The sequence below is a fragment of the Kocuria sp. CPCC 205235 genome (genome assembly GCF_040980905.1).
GTDB lineage: Bacteria > Actinomycetota > Actinomycetes > Actinomycetales > Micrococcaceae > Kocuria > Kocuria carniphila.
In genome coordinates, this window is sequence record NZ_JAVKPR010000003.1 from 164582 (window position 1) to 190926 (window position 26345).

Sequence of the window (26345 nt, forward strand, 5' to 3'; positions counted from 1 at the left end):
ATATGGGCCGATTTTCTGCGGATCTCTGCCTCAGATGTTCACGGACACCTCGAACTCGCGCATCTCTACCCCAGATGTTCGATACCGCCGCACTGCCCGCTAATCTCTGACGTACATGTTCACGGGCACCTCGAACTCGCCGACCTCTGCCGGAGATGTTCACCACCGCCACCTTCCCCGCGGATCTCTTCCCCACATGTTCTTGGCGACTCCCGCCACCGCGGATCTCTGCCCGAATTGTTCCCGGCCGCGCCCATTCCTGCGCATCTCTGCCCGAGATGTTTATGGCGGCCCACTGTCGGTGGTTATTCGGCCCTCACGATCCGAACGCACGCAGGGCGCGATCCGGTTCCGGGATGTCCGGGCACACGTCCGTACGCGCCCTGTTCTAGAGTGGGGCGCGTGACTGAGAATGCAACGGCTACCGCCGATCCCTTTGACATTGCCCGCCGTGCCGCTGACGCCATCCGCGAGCGCACCGGGGTGGAGAACCACCGCATCGCCCTGACCCTGGGTTCCGGGTGGGGTGAGGCCGCCGAGCTCATCGGTGAAACCGAGCACGAGATCCCCGCAACCGAGATCCCCGGATTCTCACGCCCCGCGCTGGAAGGCCACGTGGGTACCCTGCGCTCGATCAAGCTCGCCAACGGTCACCACGCCCTGGTGATTGGTGCGCGAACACACTACTACGAAGGCAAGGGCGTGCGCGCCGTCGCCCACGGTGTGCGCACCGCAGCCGCCGCAGGTGCCGAAATCATGATCCTGACCAACGGTTGCGGCGGTCTGAACCCCGCGTGGCAGCCCGGCACCCCGGTGCTGATCAGCGACCATATCAACCTCACGGCCACGTCCCCGCTCGAGGGTGCAACGTTCGTGGACCTCACCGACCTCTACTCGTCTCGCCTCCGCGAGATCGCGCATGAGGTCGATCCGAGTCTGGACGAGGGCGTCTACGCCCAGTTCCCCGGCCCGCACTACGAGACTCCGGCCGAGGTGCAAATGGCCAAGGTCCTCGGTGCCGATCTGGTGGGCATGTCCACGGCCCTCGAAGCCATCGCCGCGCGTCACGCCGGCATGGAGGTCTTCGGCATGTCGCTGGTGACCAACCTCGCCGCCGGTATCAGTGAGACCGCGCTCTCCCACGAAGAAGTTATCGAGGCCGGCGCCGCCGCCGGTCCTCGCATCTCCCGCCTGCTCGCGGACATCGTGGCCAAGCTCTAGGGCTTCACGCTCTTGGACGACGTCGCTCCCCCGGCCACGCGGCCAAGGTCACCTCGAGCGTCGTCGTACTAGTAAACCGCCCGCGCAGCCTCCCCAGAAGGAGGTCGCGCGGGCGGCGTGCGTAGAAGAGGCGCGCGTCAGACCTGAATGTTCACGGCGCCGTCGTCGGCGATCTGGACCGGGTACACCGGGAGGGTGAAGTCCTGGCCCGTGAGGCACTCGCCGGTGCGCAAATCGTAGGTTTCCTTGTAGAGCGGCGAGGTGATGGAATCGTGCTCGCCGGTGCGGCCCACGATGCCGCGGGCCATGACCAGGGCGCCGGAGTTGGGGTCCTCATGGGCGAAAGCGAACACCTCGTCGCGCACGGTGCGCACCAGCGCGATCTGCTGACCATCGATCAGGGCGGCCTCGGCCCAGTCCTGCTCCAAATCCGACAGTGAGCACACGCGGTGCCAAGTGGCAGTGGCCATGGTTTCTGTACCTTCCGTGCTGGGTGCGGGGTTCGTTCGTGGACCCGGCTGACCGTGACGCAATCGACAAGATGCTCACTGCAACATCGCCTGCGTGCGACGGTCAACCGTGTTTCAATTAAAGCAGCATTTGCCGAGCAACATATTCGGCAGCTGCGCAAACACTGTACGACCCCGGGGTTACCGGCCAACGTCACCGATCCCGGGGACTCCTACACCGAGAGGTCGTCAGCATGGGTCAGACCACCCCGCCCGTCACCGTCGAAACCAGCACCGGCAACGCTCCCGAACCGACGGCAACCGCCCCCGATGCGCGCAGGATCGTGGTGGTCGGCGGTGGACCGGCAGCGCACCGTTTCGTGACGAGCCTAGTGTCCCGCGGCCTGGGTGATGACACGGTCACCGTGCTCTCGGAGGAAAAGTACGTGCCGTACGACCGCGTGGGTCTGGAGAAGCTCTTCGGCGACACTTCCACGGACCTGACTCTGGCCAATGGCGAGATCTGGGAGCACCCGGGCGTGGAGCTGCACGTGGGTGAACGTGCGGCGGACATCGATCTGGATGAGCAGTGCATCATATCGGTGAGCGGTCAGCGCTACCCGTATGACGAGTTGATCCTGGCAACCGGTTCCAATGCGGCGTCACTGAACATTCCTGGCGGTCAGAAGACCCACAAGTTCCGCACCGTGGATGACGTCAAGGGCATCGTGGCGGACATCGACCGACTGCAGGAGAAGCTGGGACGTGCCCCGCGCGGCGTCGTGGTGGGCGGCGGTCTGCTGGGCCTGGAAGCAGCGGCCGGCCTCAAGGAACTGGGCGCGGAAGCCACCATTCTGGACGTGGCCGAATGGCTGCTCAGCACCGAAATGGACCAGGGCGGCGGGCAGGCGGTCAACGCACTGATCGGCCAAGTGGGCATCGACGTCCACTGCTCCACCTTCATTTCCGGCGTCAACACGGACGGGGGCGAGGTCGTGTCGGTCTCCGTCAAGGACGGCGATGACATCCCGGCGGACCTCGTGATCCTCGCCGTGGGTATTCGTCCCCGCGAGGGTCTGGCCCGCCGCGCGGGATTCCACCTGGCCGACCGCGGCGGCGTGGTGGTCGACGAGCGCTGCGCCACCTCCGTGCCGCACGTGTGGGCCATCGGCGAGGTCGCCTCGATCCTGGGCCGCACGTGGGGTCTGGTGGCACCGGCCAACACCATGGCGGACGTGGTCGCCGAACAGCTCACCGGCGGCTCCAAGGTGGTCGAGTCCTTCGACACCGCGACCAAACTCAAGTTCTCGGGGATCGACGTCGCGAGCTTCGGTGATACCGGTGGCACCACTGAGGGCTGCCTGGAAATCGTCTACGCGGATCCCGCGCGAGGCCTGTACCAGAAGATCGTGACGTCCTCGGATGCCTCGGTCCTGTTGGGCGGCGTGTTCGTTGGCGACGCCGCTCCCTACGATTCCCTGCGCCCCCTCCTGGGCCGCGCGCTTCCGGGTGAACCCGGCGCTTACCTTTCCGCCGCCGGTTCCGAGGCACCGGACACCGAACTGCCCGACGACGCCATCCTGTGTTCCTGCAATGCCGTCTCGTTCGGTACCGTGCGCGAGGCCGTGCGCGATGGTAACCACGACGTTCCCGCGCTCAAGGGCTGCACCAACGCCGGCACCCAGTGCGGTTCGTGCGTACCCATGCTGCAGAAGACGCTGGGCCAGGAACTCGGCAAGCTGGGCCTCACCGTGTCCAAGTCGCTGTGCGAGCACTTCGAGATGTCCCGCGCAGAACTCTTCGAGGCCGTGCTGGTCACCGGCCTGGCCGACTTTCCCGCCGTACTCGAGCGCTTCGGCACGGGCGAAGACGGCTGTGCAGTGTGCAAGCCCACCGTGGCGTCCATCCTGCACTCGATCCGCCACGACTACGCCCTGGATTCCGGCCGCGGCACCCTGCAGGACACCAACGACCGGGCGCTGGCCAATATGCAGAAGGACGGTACGTACTCGGTGGTCCCCCGAATCCCCGGTGGCGAAATCACACCGGAAAAGCTGGCGGTCATCGCCCGCGTGGGCCAGGAGTTCAACCTCTACACCAAGCTCACTGCGGCCCAGCGCATCGGGCTGTTCGGTGCCCGCTTGGAACAGCTCCCCCTGATCTGGAAGCAGCTGGTGGACGCCGGCTTCGAGTCCGGTTCCGCGTACGGCAAGGCACTGCGCAACGTGAAGTCCTGCATTGGCAGCACGTGGTGCCGGTTCGGTGTGCAGGATTCGGTGGCCATGGGCATCGACCTGGAGAACCGGTACAAGGGGCTGCGCTCACCCCACAAGTTCAAATTCGGTGTCTCCGGTTGCGCTCGCGAGTGCGCGGAGGCACAGGCCAAGGACGTTGGCGTGGTGGCCACCACCGACGGGTGGAACCTGTTCTTGGCCGGCAACGGCGGCGCCAACCCGGTGCACGGTCGGCTGTTCGCGCAGGGTCTGGACGAGACAACCCTGATCACCTACATCGACCGTTTCCTGTTGTACTACATCCGGACTGCGGACAAGCTGCAGCGCACCGCCCGCTGGATGGAAGACCTGGACGAGCGATACAACGGTGACGGCATGGACCACCTGCGCTCCGTGATCATGGACGATTCCCTGGGGATCTGCGCAGATTTGGACCGTGCCATGGAAACCCACGTCAAGGAGTACCGGGATGAGTGGGCCGAGACCCTCAAGGACCCGGATCGCTTGCGACGATTCCGCCCGTTCGTCAACGAACCCGAGACCCAGGACAACGGTGCACGCATGTATGTTCTGGAGCGCGACCAGATTCGTCCGGCCACCGCGCAGGAAATTGCGGCGTCCGAATCCGGTGAAGGGCCGGTCTTGGTCACCGGGGCAAAAATTCCGGTGGGCGCACCCACCCCGTAACTGGCGGAATGTCAGCAACGGGGCGGTCAACCGTCTAGACTGGACAAAGAATTTATTTACCCCTCGCGGTTGCAGTCTGAAAGGGTGCACTCATGGTCAGAAGAGATGAAGCCTCCGTCAACGAGCAGGAGACTACTCGTCGCTTGGCCGAACGCGGAAGCCACGCCATCAAGCCCCGCACTTTCTCGGGTGAGGGCGAGACGATCAAGAGCTTGATCCTGCTTCTCGGCGGCATGATCACCATTGTGGCCAGCCTCTGGATGTTCGCCAGCTACCCCAACAGCTGGTGGATCTTCCTGCTGGGCATCCTCGCATACGGTCTCGCGTTGTTCGTGCCCACCACCATCACCTCCGGTGCAACGGCCAAACACTCCACCGGTGGCACCGAGCTCACGCTGGACCTGCCCGCCGGCCCGCACGAAATGGCCCAGCGCCCCAACGTGCCCAATGGGGCCCAGGTCAACCACTAAGTTTCACCGCAAAGAACCCCGTCACCGAAGTTCCGGTGGCGGGGTTCTTTCGTTGTGATCGCGGCTGCAGGCCTGTGGAGTAGACGCCAGGCAGACGACGGCGCGGCTAAGGGGCCGTTAGAGCCGAAAGGATCACCTTGAGGGGCGTGAGGACCTTCGCGGGACCCCACAGGGGCTCTACCGGTGCAGGCAACGTCTGGCCAGGTTCCCGCGGCGCACAGAATGCCACGAGCCGACGACGCCGCTCGGTTCAGTCCGCGACACCGCTCAGATCGGTCCTCGGTACCGCTCGGCTTGGTCCGCGACACCGCTCGGCTTGGTTCTCAGTTCAGTCCACGACGCCGCTCGGCTCGGTCCTCGGTTCGGCGCTCGAGCGCCTCGCGCACCACCGCCGCACTGTCCCGGGGCGTGAAGCCCACGACGTCGAGGCTGGAGATGTCCAGGCAGCTGTTGCTCGGACGCGGAGCGATGCCGGTCTTGCCCGCCGTGTACTCCTCGGTGGTCACCGGGGTCACCCGCTGCGGATCGTGGCCCAGTTCCTCGAACGTCCAGCGGGCGATCTCCGCCCACGTGGTCGGCTCGCCCGAACCGGTCAGGTGGTACGTGCCGTACGGAGCTCCGCTGTCGACCAGGTGCAGCAGTCCCGCGGCTAGATCGGCCGCGGACGTCAGGCGGCCGTGCTGATCCGAGACCACAGAAGGGTCCACGCCGTTCTCCGCGAGCCTGGCCATGGTTGCCACAAAGTTGTGTCCGGAGCCGATCACCCAGCTGGTTCGCACCAGGTAGTGCTTGGGCCACGCGGTCACCGCGCACTCGCCCGCAGCCTTGGACTGGCCGTACACGGAGACGGGTGCCGGAGCGGCGTCGGGCGTATAGAACTGCCCGAGCGGCAACTGACCGTCGAACACGTAGTCCGTGGACACGTGTGCCAAGGGCACCCCCCCGCGCTGACACGCTCCGGACAGGGCACGAACGCCCGTGGCGTTGGCGGCCCAGGCGTCAATGCGGCCCTCGGGAGTCTCGGCGGCGTCGACCGCGGTATGCGCAGCGGCGTTGATAACGGCGCGATAGCGGCGCAGCCCCTCGCCCGTGCGGACGTCTTCTGGCCAGCCGTCGGGGTTGGCGAGGTCCAGGTCGGAGCGAGTGTAGGCGGTGTAAGGCAAGTCCCGCTCCATCAGCTCTCGTGTGAGCGCGGAACCAAGCTGGCCACCGGCACCGATCACCAGAACCGGCGCGGGCGGCAATGGCTCAACGGCTGCGAGCAGCGGGTGGTTGCGGTCTTTCTCGGACAGTTCCGCCTGGTCCAGCGCAATGGGCCAATTGATGGCCAACTGGGGATCCGTGAGGTTCACAAAACTGTAGGCCGACTGCGCGTCAGCGGACCAGTGGTCGGTCACCAGGTAGGTGTAGGCGGTGGCGTCCTCGAGGGTCTGGAACGCGTTGCCCACCCCTCGTGGCACGAACACGGCGGTGGAGGGCGTGATCTCGTGCGTGACCACGGTGCCGAAGCCGGGACCGCGGCGCAGGTCCACCCACGCGCCGAAAATGGACCCGGTGGCCACGGAGACGTATTTGTCCCACGGCTCGGCGTGGATGCCGCGCGTAGTGCCACGGGTGCCGTTGAAGGAGATGTTGTTCTGCACGGGAACGAAGTCCGGAAGCCCCGCCTCGACCGCTTTGGCGCGTTGCCAGTTCTCCTTGAACCAACCGCGATTGTCCCCTGGGCGCGGGAGGTCGACGATCAGCAGACCGTCGATCGCCGTGGTGTGGACCTGGACCTGCGTAGCGCTCACTGACCGGCCTCCCGGTACTTGGCCTCGGTGGCTTCCTTGACGGGTTCCCACCAATCGCGGTGCTCGGTGTACCACTCGATGGTGTTCCGCAGGCCGGATTCGAAGTCCGTGAACTGCGGCTCCCAGCCCAGCTCCTGGCGAGTGCGTTCGCCGTCGATGGCGTAGCGCAGGTCGTGACCGGCGCGGTCGGTGACATGGTCGAACTCGTCCTCCGGCCGGCCCATGAGCCGCAGGATGGTTCGCAGCACCGTGAGATTGTCCGCCTCGCCATCAGCGCCGATCAGATAGGTGCGGCCGATCTCGCCGGCTTCCAGGACGCGCAGCACGGCGGCGGAGTGATCGTCCGCGTGGATCCAGTCCCGCACGTTGTGGCCCGCACCGTAGAGCTTGGGTTTGCTGCCGCTGAGCACGTTGGTGATCTGACGCGGAATGAACTTCTCCACGTGCTGGTACGGACCGTAGTTGTTGGAGCAATTTGACAGCGTTCCCGCAACGCCGAAGGAGCGCACCCACGCACGGACCAACAGGTCCGATCCCGCCTTGGTCGAGGAATATGGGCTGGACGGGTTGTAGGGAGTTTCCTCCGTGAACTTGGCCGGGTCATCCAGCTCGAGGTCCCCGAACACCTCGTCCGTGGATACATGGTGGAACCGGGTTCCATGGTGGCGCACCGCCTCAACCAGCGTGTACGTGCCGATCAGATTGGTATGAACAAAAGGCCACGGATCGCGCAAAGAATTGTCATTGTGCGATTCCGCGGCGAAATGCACCACCGCGTCAGAATCGCGGACCAAAGAATCCACGAGCTCAGCGTCCGTAATATCTCCCGCGACCAATTCGCAGCGCTGAGGATCAAGACCGTCTAGGTTCGCCCGATTTCCCGCGTATGTGAGTTTGTCCAATACCGTCGCCGAATGTTCTGTGTTCTCGAGGATGTGACGAACGAAATTGGATCCGATGAAACCGGCGCCCCCGGTGACGAGTAATTTGCCCATGGTCCTCAATCCTAGGGGCACGTCAGGAGCTGACCTGGCTACCATCCTTGAGTGTCTGAGGTGCCTTGCTGGCCTGCGGGGTGCTCAACAGATCGAGTGCCGTGCGCAGCCGTGTCGAGGAGGTATGCACGGTATACGGGAAGTACACGAGCTCCACCCCCACTTCCGAGAAACGTTCCTCCAGGTCACGACCGCGCGGTGTGCCCTTCCAGTCGTCGCCCTTGAAGAACAGGTCGAACCGCACATGGGCCCAGGTATCGAGCTTGTCCTCGACGGATTCGATGTGGACCTCGTCCACGAACTTCACGTGGGAGACGATCTCGGCGCGTTCGGCCGCGGGTACCACCGGGGCACGGCCCTTGGTCAGCTCCAACATTTCGTCACTGACGACTCCGGCAATCAGGTAATCACAGTGTCGCTTGGCTTGGCGAAGAATGTTAAGGTGCCCCACGTGGAACAGGTCAAATGCACCGGCCGCATATCCCACCACGCTGTCTTGGGGTAAGCCCCGTAATTCCGCAGCGGACAGTCCTAAACCACTGTGCCCGTGGCTGTCCTGCTCCGAAATCGTTTCGGAAAGTGATGTGGTGGTGCGCTCAGCCGCCATAATTCCCCCTCAAGACCAACACTGCACGGTCCCCACCGAGCAGAGTGCTTCTTCTACGGTAGCAAGCGAGAGAAGAATTTAGAGACTGTTCACCCAATGAACCGCCGAATGGTGGACAAACCCGTGTTCAAGCTGTCCACACTTGCGCGGATTTATCCCCAAATTCGCGATTCCCTCTGGCCCCCACCCCTGTTGCCGGAGCATAGTGAAGGTCCGGGACGGTAAGGGGAGCACCCGGGGGAGAACAGATGATGGGGCACATTCAGTTGAGCGAGAACACGATCCAGCGACACAGATCTAACCATGATTCGAACGGTTCGCGAGCGGCCACAATAGTCACGACCTTGCTGACTCTGGTGATCCTGGTGGCCTTGGGCGCGCTGGTGTACAACTACGTCAGCAACGCGCGCCCGCAGGTGGCCACCTCCGCGCATGCACCGCACAGCATGTCTGACGTGCAGCACACGGCACGGGCGTCAGCTCAGTCCTGATCGCTGGGAGGCTGCGTCGTGGTCACCGGGAAGATCGCGTCAAGCACTTCGCGTGCCCAAGCCAGGATCGCTTCGTCCACGAGGTCTTTGCCGCCGATCCGGTCCGTCTTGGGTTTGGGAATGAGCACCATGCGCCGATCGGTTCCCGGGATCGCCTTGATCTGCGCACCCTGGTACATGCGCTTGAGCCGCATCTCTCGCGACTCCGGCAGGTCAGCCGGCGCGAACCTGATGATGTTGCCCTGCGTGGCCACATCCGTCAGTCCCGAAGCGCGCGCCAAGATGCGCAGTCGCGCCACGTCCAACAAATTCTTGACCGGGGTGGGCAGTGGTCCGTAACGGTCCTGAAGCTCCTCGCCGGCTTCCACCACGGCCTCTTCCGTGGCGGCATTGGCAATGTTGCGGTATGCCTCCAGGCGCAACCGCTCCCCCGGTACGTAGTCGTGCGGCAGGTGCGCGTTGACGGGCAGTTCGATCTTCATTTCCGACGGCGCCTGGTCCTGATCACCGCGGTACTCGGCCACGGCCTCGCCCACGAGACGCAGGTACATGTCGAAACCGACACCTGCGATGTGACCGGATTGCTCGCCACCCAGCAGGTTGCCCGCACCACGGATCTCGAGGTCCTTCATGGCCAACTGCATACCCGAACCGAGTTCGTTGTGCGCCGCGACGGCCTTGAGCCGCTCCAGGGCAGTTTCGCTCAGGGGCTTCTCCGCCGGGTACAGGAAATACGCGTAGGCGCGTTCGCGGCCACGTCCCACACGGCCGCGCAGCTGATGCAGCTGCGACAGGCCGTAACGGTCCGCGCCGTCCACGATCAGCGTGTTGGCGTTGGCGATGTCCAGACCGGTTTCCACAATGGTCGTGCAGACCAGCACATCGAACTTCTTCTCCCAGAAGTCCACGATGATCTGCTCCAACCGGGACTCCGTCATCTGACCGTGGGCCACCGCGATCCGCGCCTCGGGTACGAGTTCGGCGAGTGCCTTGGCCTGCGCATCGATCGATGACACCCGGTTGTGGATGAAGAACACCTGACCTTCGCGCATCAACTCACGCCGGATGGCCGCGGACACCTGCTTCTGGGTGTACGGGCCCACGTAGGTGAGCACGGGATGGCGCTCCTCGGGCGGTGTGGCCAGCGTGGAGGTTTCGCGGATGCCCGTCATGGACATCTCCAGGGTGCGCGGAATGGGCGTAGCGGACATCGCCAACACGTCCACGTCGGTGCGCATGGCTTTGAGCTTCTCCTTGTGCTCCACGCCAAAGCGCTGTTCCTCGTCGATGATGACCAGGCCCAGGTTCTTGAACTGCATTTCCTTGCTGAGCAGCCGGTGGGTACCGATCACCACGTCCACCGCGCCGGATCGCAGGCCTTCCAGCGTGGCCTTGGATTCCTTGGCGGTCTGGAACCGGGACAGCGTTGCCAGGCGTACCGGGAATCCGGAGAACCGCTCGGCGAACGTCTCGGTGTGCTGCTGGGCAAGCAGCGTGGTGGGTACCAGAACCGCTACCTGTTTGCCGTCCTGCACGGCTTTGAACGCGGCACGCACGGCCACCTCGGTCTTGCCGTAGCCCACGTCGCCGGAGATCAGGCGGTCCATGGGGATGGGGCGTTCCATGTCCGCTTTGACCTCGTCGATCGTGGTCAGCTGGTCCGGGGTTTCGATGTAGGGGAACGCCTGTTCCAGCTCACGCTGCCACGGGGTGTCCGGTCCGAAGGGATGTCCCTTGGACGCCATGCGCGCCGAGTACAACCGGATCAGCTCGTTGGCGATCTCCTTGACGGCCCTCTTGGCGCTGCGCTTGGCCTTGTTCCAGTCCGAGCCGCCCATCTTGGACAACGACGGCGCTTCCCCGCCCACGTACGTGCTCACCTGATCGAGCTGGTCGGTGGGCACGAACAGGCGGTCCCGGGGACCGTTGCGCTTGGACGGCGCGTATTCGAGCACGAGGTATTCGCGCATGGGCTTGGGCTGACCCGGGGTGATCATCGCACCGGCGATCGGGCGCTGCACGAGTTCAATGAACTGACCGATACCGTGCTGTTCGTGCACCACGTAGTCACCCTTCTGCAGGGTGAGTGGGTCCACCTGGTTACGCTTGCGCCGCTGCGGCAGTTTGCGCATGTCCCGGGTGGTGTACGCCGTGGAACGACCCAGAACATCGGCCTCGGTCAGCAGCGCGATCCGCGGCCCCTCGAAAACGAACCCTCGACCGGCACGCGCCGTGGTGAGTTCCACCAACCCCGACTCGGGCGCCTCGTCGATGGATTCGAAATGGGCGGCAGGAATCTGGGCACCGTGCAGCAACTCGCTCAGTCGGTCGAGCGGACCGGGTCCGTCGGTGACGAGCACGACCCGCCAACCCTCGGCCATGCGACCCGCCATGAACTGCAACATGGCGTCCACGTCGCCGGAGAATCGCGCGGGTTCCCGTGCCGCGACGTTGAGGGTGTCCGCGTCCGTGTCCGCCAGGCGAACTTCTTCCTCGGTGGAATCTGCGTCGATGTCACCCACGCTCACGGCGTTCACGTTGAGTCCGGTGATCGACCACCAGCCCACGGATCGGTCCAGGGCGAGTTGCCGGGTCTCCGCGATCTCGTGGAACGATCCGGCGGCCAGGCTGCGTTCCTGCCCGTCCTCGGACTCGACTGCGGTGTTGAGATCCAACGGAGCATCACTGCCGCCGGAGGCCGATTCCCACGCGGCCATGAGGAATTCCTGATTGGTTGCCACCAGGTCGTGGGCGCGGGCGCGCACCTTCTCGGGTTCGATCACCACGGTCATGGATCCCTCGGGCACCAAGGACAGCACAGGGACCATGTCGTCCGCGAGCAGCGGAGCAAGTGATTCCATACCCTCCACGTACTGACCACCGGCAATGCGTTCGAGGATCTCCCGGCCACCGGGCAGCTGATCCTTGAGCTTGGCCGCGCGGGACATCACCGTGGGCGTGATCAGCAGTTCGCGGCACGGCGAGGCCACGATCCTGGTGGGGTGATCCACCCCGGTCACCGTGCGCTGATCGGCCACGGCGAACCAGCGCATTTCGTCCAGTTCGTCACCGAAGAATTCCAGGCGCACCGGGTGATCCTCGGTGGGCGGGAAGACGTCGATGATGCCACCGCGCACCGCGAACTCACCGCGCTTGGTGACCATGTCCACGCGCGAATAGGCAGCGTTGGCCAGGTCCTTGATGAGCTGATCGAAGGCGTATTCCTCACCGGCCACCAGGGTCACGGGCTGCATGTCACCGAGCCCGGCCACGACCGGCTGCAGGACGGAACGCACGGGCGCAACGATCACGCGCAGCGGTGCCTCGTCGGATCCCGGGTGCGCCAGCTTACGCAACACACTGAGCCGCTGGCCCACGGTGTCCGAACGCGGGGACAGCCGTTCATGGGGCAGCGTTTCCCACGACGGGAAGTTCATGATCTGCTCTGCCGGCAGATAGGAGGCAAGTGCCGCCTCGAGGTCCTCGGCCTCACGGCCGGTCGCGGTGACCACGAAGGTCACGGGGGCGGGACCGGAAGGTGACCCAGCGGCGTCGTCGTGGAGACCCGCCACGATCTGGGCCAGGATGGGTGCGCGCAGGCCGTCCGGAGCGCTGATGATCGTCTCACTCGACCGTTCGGCCGGCGGGCGGGACGCCTGCGCAAAGATGTTGGCGAACGTGCGGTCCTCGGTGAGCGCGGTGTGCAAACCGGTCAGGGACATGTGCGGGCTACTCCTGGTGTGGACGGTAAAATCCCCTGAGAGTGTCGGGGACGCGCCCAAGCCTACTCGCCGCCGCAGACACGCTCAGCTCGTACGCTGGAGACATGAACGCTCACGCAGAGGCACCGTTGACCGGCCGCACCGTGGCCATCACCGCGCACCGGCGCGCCGATGAACAGGCGGGCGCTTTCGAACGGCAAGGCGCCCGGGTGCTGCACGCGCCGGCACTCAAGCTGGTCCCCGCCGACCAGGACGACGCCGTTCTGGCCGCCACCCGCGACATCCTCGCCTCGCGTCCGGAGACGGTCGTGATCACCACCGGCTACGGGCTCAAACGGTGGCTGGCCGTGGCCGAAACCGCCGATCTGCGTGACGACCTGGTGCACTTACTGCGCGAAACGGCGGTCTACGCGCGCGGTGCCAAGGCCAAGGGGCAGCTGCAATCGAAGCAGATCCCGTGCGAGTACACGGGCCAGTCGGGGCGCACGAGTGAGATCGTGGACGCTTTAATCGCTCGTGATTCACGCGGCACCGTGGCGGTTCAGGTACACGGCATCACCGATGAGGAACAGCTCACGCGGTTGTCCGATGCCGGTTTCCGGGTGCTCACCGTGGCCCCCTATCAGTGGGCCTCAGCAGACGAAGGCTCCAGGCTGGCCGACCTGACCCGCTCGATTGCCTCGGGAGACGTGGACTACGTGACGTTCACCGCCGCACCGGCCGCGGACGCGTTGTTCGACGCCGCCCGCGCCGCGGGCACGTACGAATCGCTGGTGAGTGCATTGAGGGGTGGTCATTGCACCGCGGTGGCCATCGGTCCCGTGTGTGTGCAGCCGTTGGAAGAGGCCGACGTGCTGGCCGTAGTGCCCGAACGGTTCCGACTGGGTGCCATGGTGCGTGCGGTGTGCGATCACGCCCGCGCGGAGGGCTCCGCAGACGGCTTGTAGGGCGTGGTGGCTACTGAGCTGACGCTCGTGCCTGTGCCTGTGCCTGTGCATGAGCCCGTGCCGACACAACCTTGATCCGGTTATCCGTGAACGGCCTGTTCGTAGTGCTCCATCACGAGTTCGGTGAGTTCGGGCGGCGTGGGTGCATCCGGCAAGAGTAGAGGTGCAGCGGTGATGTCTGCGCCAGCTTTCAAGGTCTTGTTATGGAAGAACCCCGGTGCCAGGAGATAGGTGGCCACCAGGACTCGGCCACTTGTGCTCACTCGGCCAGTCGCTGAGCCGCCCACTTGGCAGGACCCCGATCCACTCTCTGATCCACGCTCTTGGCCGTTTTCTAGGCCACTGGCCCGGTTGCTTGCCAAGTTGCCTGCTGATTCGCGGGCCTCCGCGACCGCGTCGCTGACGGTGGGTTCTGCCGCCGAGAGGAAGGCCACCTGAACCGGCACACCGAGCTCATGGGCGAGGTGATCAGCGGTGACTCGACAATCCCGCACGGCGTCAGGTTCGGAGGATCCAGCGGCGGCCATGATCACGGTGTCGTTCTCGGTGATCGGCGCTGCACCTTGTTCTCGCAAGGCCTCGGTCAGACGTCGGGCCATGATGACGGACAGGCGCGGATCGGGTCCGAGGGCCGCAGCCACTCGATGATCCGGGTTCCCCTTGATGGCCCGAGCCATGTCCACGTACACGTGGTACCCGGCCGAAAGCAGCAGCGGAACGATCACGGCGGGCTCGCGCGCCAGTTCGCGGGTGCGGTCCGTCAGACTCGGTTCCTGGACGTCGACCCAGGTGTCGATCACGCGGACCGATTCGAGTTCCGCGCGGATCTCCTCGACGAGTTGCGCCACGGCGGCCTGGCCCTCGGAGTTCCCGGTGCCGTGAGCGCAAGCCAGCAGAACGGGCCGCGCATGCGCGGTTCGTTGGACAGCACCATTGGCCTGTGCGGCCGGTTCATCACGGGCCATCATGACCGCGCTTCCCGTCCCGGGTCCGGTGTGCCCGCGTCCGGTGTGTCCCCGTTCGACGCAGCTGAAACAGGGGCGTATGAAGTAGGCACCTCCGACGCCGGCACGCCCGAGCCCGGCCGAGCGCCGTCGGCGAGCGCGTGCACCACGGGGCCGATCACGGTGACGGCGGGAGAGGCGCAGCCCGCCGCGGCGGTATCCACCACGGCAGTGGCGAGGGTCGTATAGGTGCTGCGTTCCTCGGGGCTGAAGCCCTTCTCCAGAACGGCCAAGGTTGTCTCCCCGGCCAGTCCGTGACGGGCCAGCCCGCTGACGGTCTGTGGCAGGGTGGCCATGCCCATGAGCAGCACGATGGTCGCCCCGGAGCGGGACAGCCCTGCGAGGTGCTCCAGCTCGTTCTCGTCCAGGGGGTCGTGTCCGGAGACCACGGTGAAGGACCGGCTCAGTTCACGGAAGGTCACCGGGATGCCGGCGTTCTCGGGAACGGCCACGGCGGAGGTGATCCCGGGGATCACATGGACGTCAACACCCGCCTCACGACAGGCCAGCAGTTCTTCGCCCCCGCGCCCGAACACGAAGGGGTCGCCACCCTTGAACCGGACCACGGTCTCCCCCGCCAGAGCAGCTTCGATCATCTGGGTCTGGATCTCGGACTGGGGTACGGGGTGGTGTCCGGGGCGCTTACCCACCGGAACCACCCGCACCCCGGGAGCCAGTTCGTCGGTGACGGCCGGGGCCAGGCGATCGGCGTAAATCACGTCCGCGTGCGCGAGCGCGTGGAGACCCGCGGCGGTGATCAGTCCCGGATCACCGGGGCCGCCTCCCACCAGGGTGATGCTGCCGCGGGTTCGTTCGGCAACTCGTTCCACGCTCACCGGCAAAGCGGCACCAGCGGTGGCGAGCGCGCCGCGCCAGATATCAGCGCCATCGAGGGCGTCGGCGGAATCCGTGGTCTCGGGAACAGCGATGACCGCGTAGCCCACCCCGTTCAGTGATCGCGATGACACGTCCTCCGGGCGGTCGAATTCCACGACCCCGGCGGCGGCGCGCTGGTAGGTGTCGCGCAGCGTCGTCGTCAGTCGTCGAGGCCCCAGGAGGGCGACCGTGACGGAACCGAGGTCGACGTGGGCGTGCATGAACTCTCCCGGGAATCGAGGCTGAACCCCGAGCATCCGGGGCGGGTCGCAGTCGATGCTATCGGTGCGAGCTCCCAATCCCGCAGGCCACGCGTGCGTTGGCCGCGTGCATTACCTCGCGTGACTCGTGTGCCGACTCAGCGGCGCATCTGCTCGTTGTACCCCACGCTGCGGTCCACGGATCGTTGCCGGTTGACCAACCAGCGCGTGCCGCCCGGTAAATGGGCGATGGCCGACTTGACCCGCACGCGACGCTGCGTGGGCATCATCTCGGCAGCGCGCTTGAGATGCTCCTTGGCGTCGTCCCCGCGGCCGTCACGCAGTGCCTGTTCCGCTTCCGACGCCGCCGCGAGCGGAGACCCGTAGTTGAGTCGCCGCAGCAGTTTGGCACGTTCTTCGGTGCTGAATTTTCCGTCGAAACGCCGCAGGGTTTTCTGCAGGGCCAGCTCCTCACCCGCGGCCATGCGATCGCGCTGGGACTGCATGGAGCCCCCGGTCCACGAAATAATGTTCGTGACCTCGTCCACGCGGTCGAAACGCCAGCCGGAGTAGATGGCGCGCAGCCACAGTTCCCAGTCCTCCACGAAGACCTGTTCCGGGTCGAAAGTTCCCACCTCGGTGAAAAAGCAGCGCGGGAACAATCCGTAGAGGCTACCGATGTTGTATTCCAGAATCACCGAGCGCTGTTGATCGGCTTCGGGCATCTTCTCGCGGTACTGCAGACGCCCGGAGTTGATCCCGCCCGTGGTGCATTGGAAGGCGTTGGCATAGACGACGGTTCGGGACGCGCTCTCGTTGGTGTCGAGTTCCTCGTAGCGTTCCAAGAGCGTGCTGAGGTGGTTCGGAAGCAACGTGTCGTCCGCGTCGAGGAACGTGATGAAATCCCCGGTCACCATGGTCAGCGCTTGATTGCGAGCGGCCCCGCAGCCCGCGTTGTCCTGACGAAGAACACGGACCTCGCGGCCGGGCCGGCTGAGTGCCTCGAAGCCTTCGAGCACTTGCGATGTATGGTCCGTGGACCCGTCGTCCACGATGAACAGCTCGATGTTCGGATGGGTCTGCCGCAGCACGCTGCTGATGGCCTGACCCACCAGGTCCTGGCCGTTGTACACCGCAATCACCACGCTGATGAGCGGGTATTCGAGTTCGGTTTCCCTGTTGTCGTTCACGTTGATTCCCCCTGTAGTGACGAGCACGCTCTCCCCTGCGTGTCTCGCCTCCAGTCTAGGAAGTGGCCACCGCGCGGCGCCCCTGATGATTCGTCCACACATAAGGGCACGAATCCGTGAAATCAACGATCCCGCCGCGCCAGATGTTGGGTGGTGTCGTTGCAGTTTTGAATGCGAACATTTTGGGGAACGGTCCGTACCGCTTTCGCGCGGGTCGTGAGCGTTTGCATTTATTCGAGGGGAAGATGAGTGAATCTCAATCAGTACATGCGCTGCTTGAAACAGCAGTGGTGGATCGTTGTTCTGACCGCGATGCTGGGACTCATCGCGGGCGCGGGTTCGGCCATGATCATGCCGAAGTCCTACGAGTCCCAGGCGCAGGTGTTCGTCAACGTGGCCAACCTTCAGTCGGTCACCGATTTGCAGATGGGCGAACAGTTCGCCATGGCCCGTGCCGGTTCGTACGCGCAGGTGGCCACCACCAATTCGGTGTTACAACCGGTGGTGGATGAACTCGGTCTGGACGTCACACCGGAATCGCTGGCCGAATCCGCCGTGACCGTGACGAATCAGCCCAATACCGCGATGATCACGATCACCGCCACGGGGGATGCGCCCGAAGACACCGCACGCCTGGCGCAGGCCACCGCCGAAAGTTTGGTGGAGGTCGGCCAGTCGCTGGAATCCGGGCCCCAGCGTGGCGAACAAGCGGGAGTCAATCTGACCGTGGTGCAACGCGCCGCGACCCCGGAGAATCCCGCCGCGCCCTCCCTGGTGCTCAACACCGCCCTGGGTTTCTTCGTGGGTCTGGTTCTCGGATTGCTGATCGTCCTGGTGCGCGGTGATAAGCCGTCCTCTCGTTCACGACGATTGCAAGCCGGAGGCTCTCATGAACGCTGAGCACGACATCCCGTCACGACCAACACGACCCACCCCGCGCGATGCCGTGGTGGTGTGCCCCACCGAGTACGGCGGGCAGCTCGAGCACGCCGCCGACCTCGCGCTCGCGTTGCTGGAGGACCCGCAGGCCGGCAGGGTATGGCTCGTGTCCCGCCCGGGTGCCCGGGAGTATCTGGGCTGGAGATCGGATCATCCGGTGCACGTCGTGGAGACGGTGCCGCCGCGGCGCACGCAGGCTCCGACCTCCAAGCTCGGCAAACTCGTCAAGCCCGTTCTTCAGGTCGCGGATCTGGTGCGCGAGCACGCCGCCGTCCGCTCGGTCACCCAACAGGCCGACGGCCGTGCCGTGCTGGCGCTGGATTCCACCAAATACCCGCTGCCGCGGGTCCTGTGCGCATCCCGAGGTCAGGCGGTCGCGGTGTTCGTGCATAACGCCCAACCACACTTCGACCTCACGAACCCGGCCGTGCGCGAACGCGTGCTGCTGTGGCTCGAGCGCTCGTGCGCCCGCCGATCCGATCAGGTGATCACCCACGGTCAGGACCAGGGGGAGATCGTGCGCGGCTACACGGCCAAGCCGGTGACCGCGGTGGACCTGCCGGTGTCCTCACGTCTCGAACTGGCCGACGCTCCAGCATCCAGTGCGATTCCGAGCACGCCCTACGCGTTGTGCATCGGTGAGTTGCGCGCCAACAAGGGCATCGAGCTGGCCATGGACGCGGCGGTGCGCGCGGGCATCCCGCTGCTCGTGCGCGGTGCCGCAGAGAGTCCCGAACTGTCCTATTCGCTCGCGCGCCGTGCTGCGGCCGACCGCTGCGTGGACTTCGCGGACGAGTTCCTGTCCCGCGAAGACTTCAACGCGTTCATCCTCAACGCTGCGGTGATCGTGTTGCCCTACACCCACTTCGACGCGCACAGCGGCGTGCTCGCCAAGGCCGTGGGCGCCGAGGTGCCCGTGGTGTCCTCGGACCTCGCGTCCCTGCGCGCCCAAGCCGGCGACTACCCGCACTTCACCGCCGCGGACGTGCACGACACCGATGCTTTCGGTGCAGCCCTGCGCACGGCGTTCGACGCCGCCGTGTCTGGTTCACGCGACAGCTCGCGCCAGCCTGTGGGCGAGGGTTCGGGGCACGGAACGCACGCGGCGGCGTCGTCGACCGGGAAGCACCAGGACTGGGCGCCGTCCGTGGCCGCGGTGATGAGCGCGGAGCGAGCGTGAGGCAGCGGCCGCTGTGGGCCATCTGGGCCCCCAAGCACGTGCGGCTGCCCAAGCGCGGTGCCCTGCCCGAAACCGGGACGCGTCTGGACCGCAACCTGTCGCGAGCGCTGCTGGTGTTGTCCGCGTTGCCGTTTGCCGCGCTACCCATGGGGTCGAACACCAACCTGCCCCTGACCAGTGTGGTGGCCGTGGCGTTGATTGCTCGCTGCGCCAAGTACATGCCCATCATGTGGACCGCGCTGCTCGTGGCGACCGCTCCGTTCTTTGCCGCGGCTGTGCGGATGTTCATCAGCCCGGAACCGTGGCAGGTCGCCGGGTCCGTGACGTGGGTCGTGTTCACCCTGCCCTTCGCGGGTGCTGCGGCGGCCATCGTGTTCCTGCGCTACCGGGCGATCGCGTGGTTGAGCTGGACCATTTTGCTCAGCGCCGCGTACGCACTGGTGCAGAAGTACATCTTCTTCGACATTCTCGACACCGTGCCGTTCGAGTCCTTCTACGATCTGCCCGGTTACGCCAATGTCTCCGAGTTCACGGAAACGTTCCTGACCTACGTGCGCAGGCCGTTCGGGATGTTCCCGGAAACCTCGTTCATGGTGGGGTCACTGTCACTCATGGCCATGGCGCTCGTGATCCTGGTGCGCCACTACCACCGCACCATCAACCTGCGGGACGGAGTCGCCCTGACGCTGGTGCTGTGGGCCGTGGCCATTTCAGGCTCCGGAAGCGCCGTGGTCGTGCTGGGCGTGGTGCTGATCGCCGCGATTGCCCCGTACGCCGCCCGCAACGCGTGGGCCAGCATCATTCTGGTGCCCGCGGGACTCGCCGGTGCCGTGGCCATCGGTGCGCGCACGCTCCAGGACCGCAGTGAATCCTTCAATTGGTCCTGGTCCGATCGCTATTCGTCGATCGCCGCCTCCGTACGGTATTTCTTCGCGGACCCCGCCGTGTTCCTGTGGGGCGTGGGCCGGGGCAACACCAATGAGATCTTCCTGACCCACCGCATGCCGCTGGGCGATCTGCAGCACTACAACCCGCTGCCGGACATCTACAGCGTGAAAGGGCGGGTCATCCTGGAGAGTGGCATTTTCTTCGGGCTGGGTCTGGTGCTGATCATGTCCGTGCTGATCCTGCGCGTCGGTGGGCGGAATCCGCTGTGGCTCGGTGTGTGCGCGTTCATCGTGTGGGCCGTGATCTCCGGCCTGACCATCAGCTACGACTCCGCCTTCTGGATCTGGGGCATGGCCGGCATTTGTCTGGGGCTGGAACTGACCCGTTCATGGCCGGACCCACCGGCGTCCACGAGCACCGACCCGCCATCGAGCACGATCACCCACCCCACCGAAAGGTTGCCTCATGCGCATTCTGCACGTCGTCAATGACGCCGACACCGGCGGCGCCCAGACGCTGATCGAGCAGTTGCTCCGTGTCACCAGACCCGGCGACGAGGCACACCTGCTGGTCCTGCTCTCGCCGGCCTCGCTGTCCTCCCGGCTCGAATCGGTGGCCACGACCACCACGTACTCGGGGATGTCCCGCAAGTCCGTGGTGCCGGCCAAGGGCGTTCGCGACGTGCTCCGCTTGGTGAAGAAGCACAAGATCGACGTGGTGCACTCACACCTGCACCAGTCCGATCTGATTAATGAGCTCACTCCACACGGTCGCCCGCGGGTGTCCACGCTGCACTCGAGTCTGGATGTCTCCTCCAACCCCGTGGCCAAGGTGGTCTGGCGGACCGTCGCGGGACTCTCCGGTCGATTCGACGCCGTGGTGGCGTGTTCGGCCTCCGCCAAGGACTTTGCCGCGAAGCTGGGCTACCGGTTCCCGGTGAATCAGATGCGGATTGTGCACAACGGCAGCGCCACGGCCAGTGCTCCCGCCCCGGAACCGTCGGGGGACCCGGTCTTCGTGCACCTGGCTCGCTTTGCAGAGCCCAAGGACCACCCCAACCTGTTCCGCGCGTTCGCGAGGGTGCGCGAACAGGTCCCCGAGGCCACCCTGGTGTGCGCCGGGCACGGGGTGGCCAACGACAACCGGGAGCTCACCCGCGAACTCGACCGGCTGGGCATCCGCGACGCCGTGTCTCTGTTGGGACCGGTCGACAACGTGCGCGAGCTGATCCGTACCGCCCACGCCGTGGTGTTCTCCAGCTACCACGAGGCGCTGCCCATGGCCGGCATCGAGGCCATTGGAGAAGGGGTCCCCGTGATCACCACCGATACCGGGGATGCCAAGGACCTCACCGTGGATGAGCGCGCCGTGGTGCCCGTGCGGAATTCCGAGGCGTTGGCTGAGGCCATGACCTGGCACGTGCAGCAGTCGCCGGAGGACCGCGAGCGCATGCGACAGGCCAGCTGGGACAAGGCCGCCACCGAATTCGACGCGCTGGTCACGGCGGACACCTACCGGCAGTTGTTGGGGGCGGCTCGGGCCTGACCACGCCGGGCGGTGAACGCTCTCCCTGCCCACACCGCAATGTCGGGCAGTTTCAGGCCACTTTTCACGCGAGAAGTGGCCTGAAGGCTCCCAGAATCTTTGTGGTCGTGATCGGCTCGGAAGTGAGCGGCGTCAGGCCGGGGCCTGATCGGCGTCGCGCTCGTTGAGAACGTCGTCGCGGCGTCGGATCCGTTTGAACGCCCCCAGGAACACGATTCCCAGGATCAAGGCGCACACCCCGATGCTCAGGACGGCGCCCACTGCGGCCGCCACGACCATGCCCAGCCATTCAAGCACGTGCTTGGCCCGCGAACCGCTGGTTTCGGTGCGCTCGCTGAAGTAGATCTGCACGGGCACGAGCAACAGCAACGGAGCCACAGCAGCCAGCATCACGTAGCCCAGGTCTCCGGTGTCGGAGGCAATCCACACGGCCGGCAGGGTCAGCAACAGGACAGCCAGACTGATGAGCGAGGCGATCAACGGGTTCCCGCGCAGGGTCATGATCAGGTTGGGTACCTGGCCCATGGCCTCGGCCATCACGCCCACGACCACCACGGCCAGCGCCGGAGCGGCGAATGCGAATTCGGAACCGAGCCACACGGTCAGCAGCTCATTGGGAAGCGCCGCAAGCGGCACGCTGATCAGCAGTCCCACCAGCAGGGACACGGTAAAAGCCACCCGGATGTGCTCCCCGGCCTCCCCCAGCGCAGACTTTTTAATTCCCCGGCCTCCCCCAGCGCAGACTTTTTAATGGGGTACGCAAACGGCATCACGACCCAACTGATGATCAACCGGGCGCTCTGGAACACGCGCATGAGCGCGCCGAACGCCGTGGCCGCCTGCAGACCCAGCGTGGGTCCCACGATGAACAGCGGCAACTGATAGACACCCAGCAGCGACAGCGAACCGATGGAGAGCACCGAAGACATCTTCAACAGCGGCTTGCCCTGCAGTCGCCACGCACCGCGGATCATCCGGGGCAACCCAAACCGCTGGTACACGGCCCAGAAACACACGAGCGGCGGAAGCAACAGCGAAACACACTCCACCATCACGATCGCGATCAGCCCACCCTCCAGCGGGATCAGCAGCGCATAACCCGCCGCTCGCCCCAGGATGGCGACCACGGCGGCCTTACGTTCGATGTCCGGGCGGTTCAGGGCCCACAGAATCGAATTGCACGCGCGCCCCAGTACGGAGAAGAACAGCGTTGCACCCGCCGCGATCACCAGCGGCAGCACGGCATTGCGGTCCTGTTCCGGGACGTCCACGGTGGTCAGGTACAGCGGGAAAGCCACGAAGTACAGGGCGGTGAGCACCACCGACAGGACCGAGAACACCGCGAGCGCCACCGCCACGAAACTGCGCCGATCCCGCCGATGTTCAGCGTTGTCCGGGATGTCGGTCAAGGTGCGGACGATGCCCGTTCCCAGGCCGAAATCGGACATCGTCAGCAGCTGAATCGCGCTGGAGGCCAACACCCACAGACCGTACGCTTCCGCGCCCACGATCGTGATTGCGAACGGGTAGAGCAGGAGTAGTCCGAAGACGCTGGTGAACCCCGAGATGTAGTTCCACGCAATGTTGGCGCCCAGGCGGGATTCGCCGGCTTCGGTGGCCTTGTCGGCGAGGAGTGAGTGCTTAGCCATTCGCGGGCGACCGCCCTTCCCACTGCGAGAGCAGTTCAACGACTCGTGTGATCACCACGTCGCGGGCGGTGCGGGACAGGATGGAATGGCCCACGTTGGGTAGGTACTCCTCGCGGATGTCGCGGCCGCGCCCGGTGAGCCGCGCCACGGCTCGCGGGGTCAGGGTTTCGCGGTAGCGGGGCTCGTCCTGCGGTCCGACCAGCAGCACCACGCGGGCATTGCGACTAGCGCGGTCCAGGATGTAGTCGGCAATGGATGCCTCGGGGTGCCGCGCAATCAGGTTCCAGACCGGTTCGGGCGCGTAGTGGCGCAGCGCGTAGGAGCCTTTTTCCTTGACGGCACCAAGGACGCTCTGTGCCGCCGACGCCGCCCCGGCCACCTTGTCCTTCACCGCGTCCCTGCGCGGCGTGGCCGGGCGGGCGAGTTCCTCCTTGGCCTGCCGGGAGGTGAGCGCGGCGGCGTGCAGGCGGGCGTCGGCGTCGTACGTCTTACGCAGCTCGTCGAAGAACTCTTGCTTCATCCGCCATTCGTTCTGGTTGAGCAGGATTATCCCCTCCACCGGAATGCCCTCAGGCTCGCGGGCGGCGCACAGCGTGTCCCACGCGCCCGAGCACAGCACCGTGGCCACCACGGTCGAGTTGAAGTGGTTGTCGAGCCACTGAGCCTGCTCGCGCATGGCCTGGGCGTTGGCGTGCCGGTACGGGTTGGGATCGCGGTCCGCCCAGAGTTCGGCGCGATCCGCGGCACCGTCGCGATCGGCACGCAGGCTCGCTACCCCGTGTCCGGCAAGTTCCCGCGCGGTCTCGGACCACAGCGCGGAACCGTCGCGCGGTTCGGAGGCGTCCGGGGCGTAGAACGTGACGGGCTTACCCGGCTGCGAGGCAATCGGGCGGCCAGGCTTATCGGTGAGCACCGGGCCCGTGAGTACGCCCATGTAGTCCTTGGGCTCGACCCGCACGATCTCCTCGGCACACTCGACCCCGGTGGGAGCGGTGAATTCATTGCGCAGTGGTCCGCGGCCGTCGCCTCCCACGGGGGTGAGTACGGGGCGCGGGAGCATGCGGATCAGCTGATCCAGGATGTCGTAGTGCACGCGGGTGTCCTGGGACTCCACGCCGTACATGACCTTGGCGCGCGGTTGATCCTTCTCGCGGAAGATCGTCACGTGCTCCGGCAGGTTCGCGAGTCTGCGGGGGTCGCGCAGACTGGAGAGTTGCGCGGCCTGCTCGTTACTCAGGCACAGCCCCATGAGGTCCACGCGGTCGCCCACGGGGATATCGGGCAGGGTCGCATTGCGCAGTCGGGACCACTGCTTCACGAGGACGGAGCCCGCCACGGGTTCCCAGGCGATCACGTGATCGAAGTGCTCGGCGACCCCGGCGAGCAGGGTGGCTCCCATCCGGTGACCGATGGCCCACACGGGAAGCTCCTCCGTCCCGCACACCTGACGCGCGTGGGCCGCGGTATCGAGCAGGTCCTGCCGCCAAGCTTCCACCACGTTCTGATCCGGCTCCAGCGCGTGCGAATCTCCCACTCCGCGGTAGCACGCCCGGGCCACGCAGTAGCCCTCCGAGGCCAAGAGCATGGCCAGTTGCCTGTTGGAGCGATAGGCCTGAATGTGTTCGCGACCCACCGGTGGTGCGAGTAGCACGAGCCCTCGTGCCTGCCCGTCCACGGGGGTGTGGGTCCACGTTTGAAGTGCGTCGGTTCCGCGACGGGTCCACATCGCCTGTCCCGGAATTCCCGCATAGTTGCCTTGTTGCATAACTCTCCCCTGTAGCTCTCGTGCCCGCAGTGCATCAGTCGTCATGGTGTCGACGGCGCGCCCAGCGCCTTCTTCTCCAGGAGGGGTACGTGCACCCCGTAGATCTCGCACAGTCGGTCTCGTTGAATCTTGCGGCAGTTCTCCCACAACGCCTGCTGGGACCAGCCGCACAGGTGGTCCCGGGTCTCCGGATCCACGATCTCGTTCCAGCGCGCCGCCACATCCTGGGGGGTGTCCCTATGTTTCGAGTCAAGCCGCGAGAGTGGGTGGCTCGGGGGTCGGGACTGGTGTGGGTGACTGGTAGTACGTGCCGTCGCGGAGCATCGCGAAGATGACGTTGCAGCGGCGGCGGGCCAGGCAGATCACGGCGGCGTTGTGGCGCTTGCCCTCGGCGTGTTTGCGATCGTAGTAGGTCTTCGAGATCGGGTCGTGGTTCGAGGCGACCCAGGCAGAGTAGAACAGGGCGTTCTTCAGCCGCTTGTTGCCCGATCGGGCGGGGAACTCTCCGCGGATCGAGGTCCCGGATCTTCGTGTGACCGGCGCGATCCCGGCGTAGGCCGCGAGGTGGCCGGGAGTCTCGAACGCGGAACCGTCGCCGATGTTCAGGAGGATCTGCGCGGCGGTCTTGAGGCCGATCCCCGGCATGCTCCTCAAGACCGAGGCGAGAGGGAAGTCCTCCAACATCCCCTCGACCTCCCTAGCCACCGTCGCTCGCTGCTCCTTCAGCTCTTTCACCTGGCCAGCGACTCTCGGGATCACCAACTCCACTGCGGCGGTCGCAGGAACGACCACGGTCTGCTCACCCAGCGCCGCGAAGATCTGGTCGATCAGGGCTTCGGGGTCTCGGCGAGAGTGGGCGCGGGCGAACCGTAATACCTTCCCCCGGCCTGCGGTCTTGAGCCCGGTGGGGCCGCCATACTTGATCAGCAGCTCCAGGGTGAGACTGTTGGCGAGGCTACCGCCGGCGAACACCCGTTCCAGGGCAGGATGGATCTGCGTGAGCAGCGACCGGATCCGGTTCAGCGCCCGTGTTGTTTCGTGAGCGAGATCCTCATCAAAGCCAGCGAGGACCTTCAATGCGGAGAGGACCTCGTTGTCACGGTCGACGGCACGGAGGGTGTGCGGCATGGTGCGGGCGGTGTCGGCGATGATGAACGCGTCGCGTGCATCGGTCTTGGACCGGCCCGGATACAGGTCCGCGGCCTTTCGCATCGCTAGTCCGGGCAGGTAGGCCACGGCACAGCCCGCATCCCGGGCGACCGCGATCGGCAGTGCTCCGATGGTGTTGGGTTGATCGACGACCATCAGCACGTTGCCATGCTTCTGGAGTTCGGTGAACAGCTCCCGCAGCTGGGCCTCGTCCTGGGGCAGGGGCTTGTCGAACAACCGGCTTCCGCCGGGGTCCAGGGCGCAGGCATGGTGGCCTGTCTTCCCAACGTCTAAGCCGATCACGACCGCGAATCTTGTCTCCATGATGCTGTCCTCCTTTGACG

The 26345-nt window shown here is 65.6% G+C and carries 22 protein-coding genes; 9 read left to right on the forward strand and 13 right to left on the reverse strand.

Annotated features, from left to right (window positions below):
• The first annotated feature begins 402 nt into the window (after positions 1 to 402).
• Positions 403 to 1221 carry a purine-nucleoside phosphorylase gene (locus tag RF638_RS03625; RefSeq protein WP_095796787.1) on the forward strand — a complete coding sequence of 273 codons (819 nt, stop codon included), beginning with the start codon at positions 403 to 405 and terminating at the stop codon, positions 1219 to 1221.
• Positions 1222 to 1358: 137 nt separating this feature from the next.
• Here RF638_RS03625 and nirD read toward each other — a convergent pair whose 3' ends face one another.
• On the reverse strand, positions 1359 to 1691 hold the full coding sequence (gene nirD, locus RF638_RS03630) for a nitrite reductase small subunit NirD (protein WP_095796788.1): 333 nt from the start codon (positions 1689 to 1691) through the stop codon (positions 1359 to 1361).
• Between the two features lie 233 nt (positions 1692 to 1924).
• Here nirD and nirB point away from each other — a divergent pair, with 233 nt between their 5' ends.
• Both nirB and RF638_RS03640 read left to right on the forward strand, forming a co-directional pair.
• On the forward strand, positions 1925 to 4591 hold the full coding sequence (nirB, locus tag RF638_RS03635) for a nitrite reductase large subunit NirB (RefSeq protein ID WP_129702259.1): 2667 nt from the start codon (positions 1925 to 1927) through the stop codon (positions 4589 to 4591).
• A gap of 92 nt (positions 4592 to 4683) precedes the next feature.
• Complete coding sequence (locus RF638_RS03640) at positions 4684 to 5061, forward strand: hypothetical protein (protein ID WP_368841449.1); 378 nt, start codon at positions 4684 to 4686, stop codon at positions 5059 to 5061.
• Positions 5062 to 5384: 323 nt separating this feature from the next.
• Here the strand turns inward: RF638_RS03640 and RF638_RS03645 are convergent, their stop codons facing one another.
• From RF638_RS03645 to RF638_RS03655, 3 genes are read right to left on the reverse strand one after another with little or no spacing between them, the layout of a single operon-like run.
• A complete protein-coding gene (locus tag RF638_RS03645; RefSeq protein ID WP_315276116.1) occupies positions 5385 to 6854 on the reverse strand; it encodes a sugar nucleotide-binding protein in 1470 nt (489 codons plus the stop codon).
• A complete protein-coding gene (gene rfbB, locus RF638_RS03650) occupies positions 6851 to 7849 on the reverse strand; it encodes a dTDP-glucose 4,6-dehydratase (protein WP_095796792.1) in 999 nt (332 codons plus the stop codon). Before rfbB ends, RF638_RS03645 begins: the two co-directional genes overlap by 4 nt.
• Positions 7850 to 7871: 22 nt before the next feature.
• A complete protein-coding gene (locus tag RF638_RS03655) occupies positions 7872 to 8456 on the reverse strand; it encodes an adenylyltransferase/cytidyltransferase family protein (RefSeq protein ID WP_368841450.1) in 585 nt (194 codons plus the stop codon).
• 248 nt (positions 8457 to 8704) lie between these two features.
• On the opposite strand from RF638_RS03655, the gene RF638_RS03660 reads away from it, so the two are divergent.
• On the forward strand, positions 8705 to 8947 hold the full coding sequence (locus RF638_RS03660; RefSeq protein ID WP_095796793.1) for a hypothetical protein: 243 nt from the start codon (positions 8705 to 8707) through the stop codon (positions 8945 to 8947).
• On the opposite strand, the gene mfd is transcribed toward RF638_RS03660, so the two are convergent.
• Complete coding sequence (mfd, locus tag RF638_RS03665) at positions 8938 to 12669, reverse strand: transcription-repair coupling factor (RefSeq protein WP_368841451.1); 3732 nt, start codon at positions 12667 to 12669, stop codon at positions 8938 to 8940. The genes RF638_RS03660 and mfd overlap by 10 nt on opposite strands.
• 104 nt (positions 12670 to 12773) lie before the next feature.
• On the opposite strand from mfd, the gene RF638_RS03670 reads away from it, so the two are divergent.
• Entirely contained in the window at positions 12774 to 13616 is an 843-nt protein-coding gene (locus RF638_RS03670) for a uroporphyrinogen-III synthase (protein WP_095796795.1), read from the forward strand.
• Positions 13617 to 13696: 80 nt separating this feature from the next.
• On the opposite strand, the gene RF638_RS03675 is transcribed toward RF638_RS03670, so the two are convergent.
• The 3 genes from RF638_RS03675 to RF638_RS03685 form a co-directional block, all read right to left on the reverse strand.
• The gene (locus tag RF638_RS03675) at positions 13697 to 14584 is read right to left on the reverse strand and encodes a sirohydrochlorin chelatase (RefSeq protein WP_368841452.1); all 888 of its coding nucleotides are present in this window, start codon (positions 14582 to 14584) and stop codon (positions 13697 to 13699) included.
• Positions 14581 to 15717: a uroporphyrinogen-III C-methyltransferase gene (cobA, locus tag RF638_RS03680; RefSeq protein WP_368841453.1), complete on the reverse strand. Its 1137-nt coding sequence runs from the start codon at positions 15715 to 15717 to the stop codon at positions 14581 to 14583. The genes RF638_RS03675 and cobA overlap by 4 nt, the downstream gene beginning before the upstream one ends.
• A 137-nt stretch (positions 15718 to 15854) precedes the next feature.
• On the reverse strand, positions 15855 to 16913 hold the full coding sequence (locus RF638_RS03685; protein ID WP_368841454.1) for a glycosyltransferase family 2 protein: 1059 nt from the start codon (positions 16911 to 16913) through the stop codon (positions 15855 to 15857).
• Between the two features lie 222 nt (positions 16914 to 17135).
• Between RF638_RS03685 and RF638_RS03690 the strand changes: the two genes are divergently transcribed.
• Genes RF638_RS03690 through RF638_RS03705 form a run of 4 tightly spaced genes read left to right on the forward strand, consistent with a single transcriptional unit; the run spans position 17136 to position 21438 of the window.
• Entirely contained in the window at positions 17136 to 17786 is a 651-nt protein-coding gene (locus RF638_RS03690; protein WP_368841455.1) for a YveK family protein, read from the forward strand.
• A complete protein-coding gene (locus RF638_RS03695) occupies positions 17776 to 19005 on the forward strand; it encodes a glycosyltransferase (RefSeq protein ID WP_368841456.1) in 1230 nt (409 codons plus the stop codon). Before RF638_RS03690 ends, RF638_RS03695 begins: the two co-directional genes overlap by 11 nt.
• A complete protein-coding gene (locus RF638_RS03700; RefSeq protein ID WP_368841457.1) occupies positions 19002 to 20384 on the forward strand; it encodes a hypothetical protein in 1383 nt (460 codons plus the stop codon). The genes RF638_RS03695 and RF638_RS03700 overlap by 4 nt, the downstream gene beginning before the upstream one ends.
• Complete coding sequence (locus tag RF638_RS03705) at positions 20359 to 21438, forward strand: glycosyltransferase (RefSeq protein ID WP_368841458.1); 1080 nt, start codon at positions 20359 to 20361, stop codon at positions 21436 to 21438. Before RF638_RS03700 ends, RF638_RS03705 begins: the two co-directional genes overlap by 26 nt.
• A gap of 132 nt (positions 21439 to 21570) precedes the next feature.
• On the opposite strand, the gene RF638_RS03710 is transcribed toward RF638_RS03705, so the two are convergent.
• The 5 genes from RF638_RS03710 to RF638_RS03730 are packed head-to-tail and all read right to left on the reverse strand — an operon-like array spanning position 21571 to position 26325.
• Positions 21571 to 22116, reverse strand: a complete 546-nt coding sequence (locus tag RF638_RS03710; protein WP_368841459.1) for a hypothetical protein — start codon at positions 22114 to 22116, stop codon at positions 21571 to 21573.
• Positions 22080 to 23087 carry a lipopolysaccharide biosynthesis protein gene (locus tag RF638_RS03715; protein ID WP_368841460.1) on the reverse strand — a complete coding sequence of 336 codons (1008 nt, stop codon included), beginning with the start codon at positions 23085 to 23087 and terminating at the stop codon, positions 22080 to 22082. The genes RF638_RS03710 and RF638_RS03715 overlap by 37 nt, the downstream gene beginning before the upstream one ends.
• Positions 23080 to 24852: a hypothetical protein gene (locus RF638_RS03720; RefSeq protein WP_368841461.1), complete on the reverse strand. Its 1773-nt coding sequence runs from the start codon at positions 24850 to 24852 to the stop codon at positions 23080 to 23082. The genes RF638_RS03715 and RF638_RS03720 overlap by 8 nt, the downstream gene beginning before the upstream one ends.
• A 41-nt stretch (positions 24853 to 24893) precedes the next feature.
• Entirely contained in the window at positions 24894 to 25073 is a 180-nt protein-coding gene (locus RF638_RS03725) for a hypothetical protein (protein WP_368841462.1), read from the reverse strand.
• 28 nt (positions 25074 to 25101) lie between these two features.
• The gene (locus RF638_RS03730; protein WP_368841463.1) at positions 25102 to 26325 is read right to left on the reverse strand and encodes an IS110 family transposase; all 1224 of its coding nucleotides are present in this window, start codon (positions 26323 to 26325) and stop codon (positions 25102 to 25104) included.
• Between the last annotated feature and the right edge of the window lie 20 nt (positions 26326 to 26345).